Raw genomic sequence first — 8,623 nt, forward strand, 5'->3', positions numbered from 1 at the left:
CGAGCACGTTACGAGCAAGCTTTGACCCGGATGATGCGCACCATGACAGCAAAGGTTACTTAACCTTACCGAAGACAGTCAATCAGGCAATCATTGATATCACGGGTAACCTAACCGATCAGGACTTTGGTTATATCCATGGTGGTATTATTGAAGGTAAGCTTGTAGAAGACAGTGAAGGGACAGGTTCAAACTCAGCTGACAGTTATAAGGGGTTATCGGGTGTAAATGTTTATCTGTTAGACAGTGATAAAAAGCATGTGATGGATAAAGATGGCAAGCCAATGACGTCGATGACGGATAATAATGGTCAGTTTAGCTTCCGTAATCTGGCAATCGGTAACAATAGTGGCAGTACTGTTACGCATCATATCCGTTTACTGTTTGGAAATTATCATGATGGCGTGGTGGGTTCAACGCAGGACAGCCTGCTTTATGAACGCATTCCATCGTTTGAGAAGTACACAGACATCGACGGAAAAGTGGTTGAGCATCCGTTAATCGACTTGTCCTCACCACCGTCATCGATCGTGTATAACGGAGTAGGTGGAGCCCAAACCTTACCGATCGGTTTGAAAGACAACACGTTAACAACCTATTCGGCCTCGATTAACGATTTAATGTTGGGTTATCGGGCAGCGGATGCGGATATAACGGTTATAAAAACAGCGTTAAAAGATAATGTTGTGACAGGTGATATTGTTCCTTACAGCATAAAAGTGATCAATAACACGGTACAAACAGCGAATATCAAAGTAAAAGACATCTTACCGGCAGGGTTTAAGTATGTAAAAGGCTCTTCACGTTTAGATGGTAAGAAGATAGCCGACCCGAAAGGTGGAAAAGCGATGACTTATGATTCGTTGGAATTAAAAGGCAATGGTGAACTCGTTATTAACTATATGTTGGTTGTGGGCTCAGGCGTGACTCAGGGCGAGTACACCAATACGGCGATGGCACTGAGTAAACTGGGTCGAGTGGTATCGAATACTGCGCAGGCGACAGTGACAGTGACAGCGGACCCATTATTTGACAATGCATTAATCTTCGGAAAAGTGTTTGTCGACCGCAACGGTAATGGCGTACAAGATGAAGGTGAAGAAGGTCTGGGCGGCGTGAAGTTAGTGACGGCTCGGGGTGAAATCATCACAACTGATACGCATGGTCGTTACCATATAGTTGGCGTATCGGGAGGCCGTTGGGAACGAGGTGCAAACTTCGTCATCAAATTAGACCCACGAAGCTTACCAAAAGAGTACAAAGTAAGTGGACGTAATCCAAAAGTGGTGAGAGTATCGCCGGGATTACCAAGTAAAGTTGATTTTGGTGTTACCGAGGTAAATCAGTAATTACCATCAAAGACGGACAAGGAAGTCTGTCTATCCCTATCCTTTCAGGTCTTTCCCCCGTCTATCGGGGGTTTTTTATTTCTAATTAATCTATCCTATTAATCTTACTTTTAATAACTATAAACAGCTAATTAAAGTAACAATTAATATAGAAATTAGCGATCAGAATAATATATATTGATCGTTTATTGTGATCAATATATAGTATTATGTAAATATTATGAAAAAGTTTTAATAAAAGTATTTCATTTTGTAATTTTTTTAACTGATTGATTAGCTAATTTATTATTTATCAACAAAGGTTAATTGAGATTGGTCATCAATCATTTTTTAAGGTTTATGGATAAATTTTGATGTTGAGTTGAATTACGGAAATAAAAAATATAATCGATCTTAGAAGAAGAGGAAGGAAATAAACTAAATGAAAAAACATAACTGGACCCGGCATCCACTTTGCCTGAGTATTAGTTTTGCTTTTTTACTTGGCTCCAATAATGTTTATGCAGGTAGTTTAGATATACCTAAATTAAATATTATTCGGGATGAGTTTAACGCAGAAGAAAAGCTTAATTTAAGTATTTATAATCCAAAAGTGAAGTTGACGTCGCAAGGATTGTTTACGACACCAATGGGACTTTATATTTACACTAACTACCCAACCAAAATCGCAGAATATCAAATCACCATTTACCGTCAATCGGATTTAGATAACCGACAACCATTAAAGATCTTACGATTTAAAGAAATCAGTCCGTATGAAGCGGTGTTATGGCGTGGTGAAACCGATAATGGCGAGCCGTTATCGACAGACAGCGAGTATAAAGCGATTTTAACCACCACCAGTTATGACGGTTTGAAAGACAGTGTTTATGCAACATCGTTTAAGACATTAGGTCAAGGCATAGCGGACCATAACAGTGATTTTATTTCCTACAACAAACTGGACAATCAATCGGGCTCAGGCCATTTATTATTTGGCCAATTAAAATCAGAGAGCACGATACCGGGCTTTGGCGAAAGCCGGATAGATCATCAGGGCATAGTAACCAGTGCACAAGACCGTAAAGTGGTCATTCAAATGACGGGCTTAAAAGGTAAACAAGGGTTGATGCTTAATGGCGAGCCTTTAGTGGCGGATGCTCAAGGTCGAGCGATGCGAGAGATAATTTTATCGCCGGGTGATTATCAGTTTGATTTAAGCTGGCAGGATGAGCAGGGTCAGAAACAGTCGCAACAGGAAAAGTTAGTGGTTGAAAAGAAAGATGACATTTTTTATGTGGGTATCGTGGATGTGACGTATGCACAAAACAATGTTAGTGGAAAAGGGCGTTCGATACTGGAAGATGCCGACAGTCATCACTACAGCGGCAAAGGGAGCTGGGATGGTCGGGTTGCTTTTTACTTAAAAGCAAATAAAAACGATTATCGGTTAACGGCACATCTGGACACGACTGAAACGAAATTAAAAAATGCATTTGGACATTTAGGTGAAAAAGACCCGACTCGTTTTATCCGAGAAATCGACCCGCAAGCTTACTACCCGATATACGGAGATGATTCGACCACGGAAAGTGATGTGGATACGGAAGGGAAGTTTTATATCAAATTAGAGAAGGGCAAAAGTTACGGGTTATGGGGTAACTATAACTCCCAAATTACCGGCAATGAGTTTGCCAACTTTAACCGCAGTTTATATGGGGCAAAGTTATATCACGAAAGTGAGCATTCAACCCGTTATGGTGATACCCGCACATTCGCGACGGTGTTTTTATCGAACGGTGAAACGCGAGGCAGTCATGTTGAGTTAGCCTCGACCGGTGGTAGTTTATACTTTTTAAAACATCAGCGTATTACCGAAGGAAGTTTAAAGCTGTCGATGGAGGTACGTGACCGCAATACCGGTCGGGTGCTGAGCACCAGTACCTTGAACGAAGGGGTTGATTATGAAGTGAATCAGTATCAGGGTCGGGTGATGTTAACCAAAGCCCTACCGATGACGGCAAACGGTGGCACGGGCAGTTCAATTATTGAAAGCGGTAATCTGGTTGGGGGTAACCCAGTCTGGATTATAGCGGAATACGAATATTACTCGGACGGTTTTGACTTTGAAAGCCAAAAAGTGTTTGGTGGTCGGGCTTATCACTGGTTAAACGACCATGTTCGAATCGGTGGGACGTATATCAGTGAAGACCAGTCAGGCGGTGAAACGTATGACTTAAAAGGGCTAGATGTCATTGTCAGACCGACGCAAGGCACGCATACCCATTTTGAATATGCCAAAAGTAAGGCAAGGATGAGTGATATTTTTGTGTCGAGTAATGGTGGCTTATCATTTAATCAGACGGTGTTATCAGGTGATACACGGGGAGCGGCATGGAAGATTAATCAAAAAATCGAATTCAGTGATTTGACCGATGAGGATATCCCATTAAGTTTTACGGGTTACTATTCGATGCAGCAGAAAGGCTTTTCGTCCTTTGCTAAAGCCCGTAGCAGTGATTTAGAAGAGTGGGGTGGCGAATTACGTTATGACTTTGAGACGGATAAAAAAGGTATCTTACTGGGTTACAGTCGTGAAAAAGACAAGGCAAATTATGTCGAAAAAATCGCTCGTGCTCAATATTACACAACACTCGGTGACTTATATAAAACGGCGTTAGAGTTACAACAACGCAACACCCATAATTATGGTGATGCTTCTACCCGTGAAACCTTAGTGGCAGCGAAAGTAGAGCGTTCGTTTTTTGGCGGACGGGATAAAGGTTATTTCATTCAGCAGCTGACGTTAGGTAAATCGGGCGATGTGGCGAATGATAACCGTACCACCTTAGGATACAGTTCACAAATTACCGAAAGCATCAATTTGGGTGCAGAAGTATTTGCATCAAATCGGGGTGCCGGTGGTGGTGTTCAGGGGAGCTGGGATGTAAATGACCGCACCAGTTTATATACCAAAGTCTTAAATGATGTGGACTCGACCTCGGGGCGGGGTATTACGACAATTGTTGGGGGACGCACCAAAGCGACCAGTCAGATGGAGCTTTACTCAGAGCGTCAATTTAAAACCACCAAAATTGACCGAACCACTTCTGATGTTTATGGGGTAAGTTATAAACCGACGGAAGCACAATTTATAGAGGGGTCTTACTCGGTAGGACGGGTGAATAATCGTTACCGAAACCGCAATACCAGTTTAACCGGAAATGATGAAACCCGCCGGGATGTGTATGCAGTAGGATATGGTTATAAAAATGATACTGTTCAGGTACGTAACCGGGTGGAATACCGGATAGATGAAGGTAGTGAGCGGATCCGTCAATGGGTAACGACCAACCGGGCAAAAACGACCGTGAACGAGAACCTAAGCTGGATGGCACAGTTTGATTTTGCAAAAACGTTAGGAGAGCACGATAACAACAGTGAAGTGGTGAGTAACTACACGGAATCGACATTAGGCTTTGCTTATCGCCCGTTATCTATCAATAACCTGAATTTATTCGGAAAGCTAACGTATGTGTATGGTTTAGATCCGGATGATCAGCTGATAGCAAATTCAACATCGTCAAATAGCAAAAGCTATACCTCAAGCCTGTATGACCAAAAAAGTTGGGTGTGGTCATTAGAAGGTGTGTATGAGTGGAATGCGAACTGGGAAACAGCGTTTAAAGCGGCGCACCGACAAGGGCATTTACGTTATAAAGGTGAAAGCACGTGGTACTCATCAGGAGCAAGCTTATATGCACTTCGCCTCAATTACAAGACAGGTGACTGGGAATACCAGATAGAAGGTCGAACGTTACGTACAAACCTAGCGGATGACCATAAAGACGGGGTTGTGACCAGTATTTACCGAAATGTCGGTGACAATATCAAGATGGGAATAGGTTATAACTTTACGGATTACAATGACAACTTAACGCGTCTGAACTACCGTTCACATGGTTGGTTTGTCAATGTAGTAGGGAGTTTCTAATGAACAGTTGGCAAAAAGTTAATAGAGGTCAGATGTATTCATCCGTGCAAATCAAATCAAACCGAAAAGTAGAAAAACGAAAAGAAGAGAATTTGCGCATATCAGGAGAAAAGATAATGCGAACTGCACATCATGCAACAGTGAAAAAAAGAATGCTAAGGGGTATAAAACAACTATTAGCCTCAGCGTTTATATCGATGGTGACACTATCAACTGCGTATGGCTTTGATATAGGTGGAAAAGTCTATTTAGATTATGATAATACGGCAAGCAAAACGGAAATGCCGTTAACGGGTTTAAAAGTTGAATTATATGATAGTAACCAAAAACTATTATCTGATTCAACAACCAACCAAGATGGAAGCTATAAATTAGATGCGCCGTTCCTGGGGACATATAAGATTGTTGCCAAAACGACTGAAGGTGAAACCATTGATCGCTCAGTACAACTGATAGTGGATACCGGCGCCTCTGCTCAGAACTTATTTATCAAAGGGCAAGGCGGTGATATCAACTTAGTGATAAAAGATGACAAAGGCGCCGGTGCAAAGAATATTCCTGTTAGACTAATTTATAGTGCTTCTTCCAAAACTCCTATTTTTGTAACAAGTAATAGTGGTACAGTCGAACTTAAAAATACCTTAAAAGGGCATCAGTATGATATGGTGGTTGATGCAGAAGATTTTATTGCAGATTCAAGTAATAAAATCAAATATGCCTTATGGGATGCAACGTTACCGGATAGCAAAAACGCCTACGTTGACAAAATTAGTTTTAATATGGAGGGTAAAAACCAAAAAGGTGTGTTTAATGTTAAACCACGTAATGAATGGGGTGTCGATGGTGTTGTCGCTATCGATCAAAATGGTGATGGGATCTATACAGTAGATTTTGATACCGGTGCGATTGATATGAATGTCGAGCTTTTTTATCCTGGCACGACAACCAAAGTACTGGGTACAAAAACAATGACTACTACTGATAATGGTCGATATCGTTTTAAAGACTTAGCGGTGGCGAGTTATGACATTAAGGTAACCAATGTTAAAGCACCTTATATTCCAATTAGTAAAATTGAACAAAACGTTAAAATAACAGACGAAAATAATCAAACAAGTGGTCCGACATTTTTATTAAAAATGGATCCGAACGATACAACGTTAGCTGGTATATCTGGAAATGTGTTTGTACTAGGACCTCAGCAATATATTAAAGCAGGTCCAGATTCAGGTAAAACGGGCAATAATATTCCGCTTGCCACTCTGGGTAGTACAGGAATTAATACCACTGTCGAACTTTACCAACATAATGGAACCGATTGGGAAAAAATTGCTTCTCAATTAACAGCCGGTAATTTGGGCACCTATCAGTTTGTTGGATTAGTAAAAAACAAAGATTATAAAGTTGTTGTCACGGAATCAAATATAAATTTAAATGAAAATATTTTTGTCAATGATACAGACGGTAAATCAACCAGTACCTCCTCTAAATCAAAAAGTATTCATAAAGGTAAAGTCACATTAAGTAATGGTATGCAAGCTAACATTGCTGCTAAAGAGATTATTTTACCTAAACTTAATGATCAAAAAACCAACCAAAACTTTTGGTATTCACCAATACGTAAAGATTTAGGTAATTTATTAGTCGTCAATTATTTGAAAACAGCCAATGGGGAATGGAGCTGGAGTTCAACGATTAATGGGCTCGAAGCGATTACCGCCAGTACTTATACTAAAATTGTCTTTTTTGAAGAAGATGGTGTGACTCAAGCAACCGATTTACAAGGTAATAAATTAGAAGTCAGCTATCAAAAGCCGGGTTTTTATGGCGTAAGAGGCTCACAAAATTATTCTATCGATCATGCGGGTTTGTTTTATTATTCTGTTGTTGAATATGATAAGGATAATTTGGATTATCCCGAATCATATAATGGCGAATATTCGGTTAATGTTGCACCGGCTAAAACTTGGGGAGATACCATCTATTTTACACCAACAAGACCCAATACGATTTCCGGATATGTTTATTTAAATAATAGTCATTCTGGTACTTTGGGTACTTATAATCCAAATCAAGATATACCAATTAAACAAAATCGGGTTACTCTGGAGCGTGAAGTATTTGGAGAATGGACAGTTATCACCGAATTCGCAACAGATGACAAGGGTCATTACAATTTCACTAATTTGCCTAATGGAGAGTATCGTGTTACGGCTAAACAGGAATATGGTGGCGGCAGTGATATAAGGAATGGCGATATTGATTTCGAAAATAATGATCAGAATAGTGGTTCGAGTATCGATCCTAATGATAATAGAAAAATGATATCGAGCATTATTGTTAATGCGAGTGGTGGTAACAAATATAACACAGATACTAACATCTGGTATAAATTAAAAATTAATCAACACATACTTCGTGGCTCAGTATTTTTAGATACATGGTTAGGTGATGGTGAGATACAAACCGAGCAAATGTACAATGCTAATGACTTACCATTAAAGAATGCTATTGTTTTACTTTGCGAAGATGACGGTACCAATGATTGTACTGAAAATGGAAGTAATTTTATTGGGAAAAAACTAACGAATGCCAAGGGTGAATATAGCTTTCAAGGGCAACAAGATGGTATTAATCGAGATGTGACTTATATCGTTAAAACTATCTATCCAGGGACAACGGCTGTCACTAATCCTGATAAAGAGTTAGCACCAAGTTATAAAGTACAGTTTAAACAACTTGATATGCCATTAACTAAGCACTTCCTAATGCAAGGAAAAGGACAATTTTCGGGGGCGCCTGTTAATGATCTCAATGGTGATATGAAGTATGCAGGTGAGCAAACGATTGAGAATGGAAATGGATATTTTCAAATTTACTTCTGGAATGGAAGTGATTATGAAAAATGGGGTGATATTGGTGATTACTATCGAACGATCAAGCTAAAATCATTGCCTCAAGGCAAATATCGTATCGTTCACAATCAGGGTGATAATTTTATCGATATTGCAGATATGGACCCAGCAACACCACCAGGAACGTTAGATTTTGAAGTATTAGCCGATGGTTCACTTGCCAATAATTTAGATAAAAATAATCTATTCTTAATGCAAGCTCAAATTTCATCATCAAATACGACCGAGGCAATTTCGGGCAAGCTTTACTTGGATGTAACAGGTTCTAAAAACAAAGATGAAGCAGTTGAGCTCACTAAAGAAGAACTCATTCAATATAATAAAGGTTTGCTAACCGTAAGTGGTATTTTTACCCCTCGCATCTACCCGGGATATTTTAACGGTAA

Annotated in this window: 2 protein-coding genes and 1 pseudogene; all 3 read left to right on the plus strand. The window is 39.8% G+C overall.

Features of this window, described 5'->3' with window-relative positions:
• A pseudogene (locus tag ACGH46_RS10865) lies at positions 1-1,349 on the plus strand (hypothetical protein); the annotation flags it as partial.
• Positions 1,350-1,770: 421 nt separating this feature from the next.
• A complete protein-coding gene (locus tag ACGH46_RS10870; protein ID WP_411605623.1) occupies positions 1,771-5,322 on the plus strand; it encodes a hypothetical protein in 3,552 nt (1,183 codons plus the stop codon).
• On the plus strand, positions 5,322-8,623 hold a 3,302-nt coding region (locus ACGH46_RS10875), incomplete at its 3' end, for a hypothetical protein (protein WP_411605624.1). The genes ACGH46_RS10870 and ACGH46_RS10875, both read left to right, overlap by 1 nt.

This window comes from Gilliamella sp. CG22 (assembly GCF_046635725.1).
In the GTDB taxonomy this organism is placed as follows: domain Bacteria; phylum Pseudomonadota; class Gammaproteobacteria; order Enterobacterales; family Orbaceae; genus Gilliamella; species Gilliamella apicola_I.

Coding starts and splice junctions, on each gene's coding strand:
- ACGH46_RS10870 (WP_411605623.1), top strand. CDS start 1,771: ATGAAAAAACATAACTGGACCCGGCATCCACTTTGCCTGAGTATTAGT.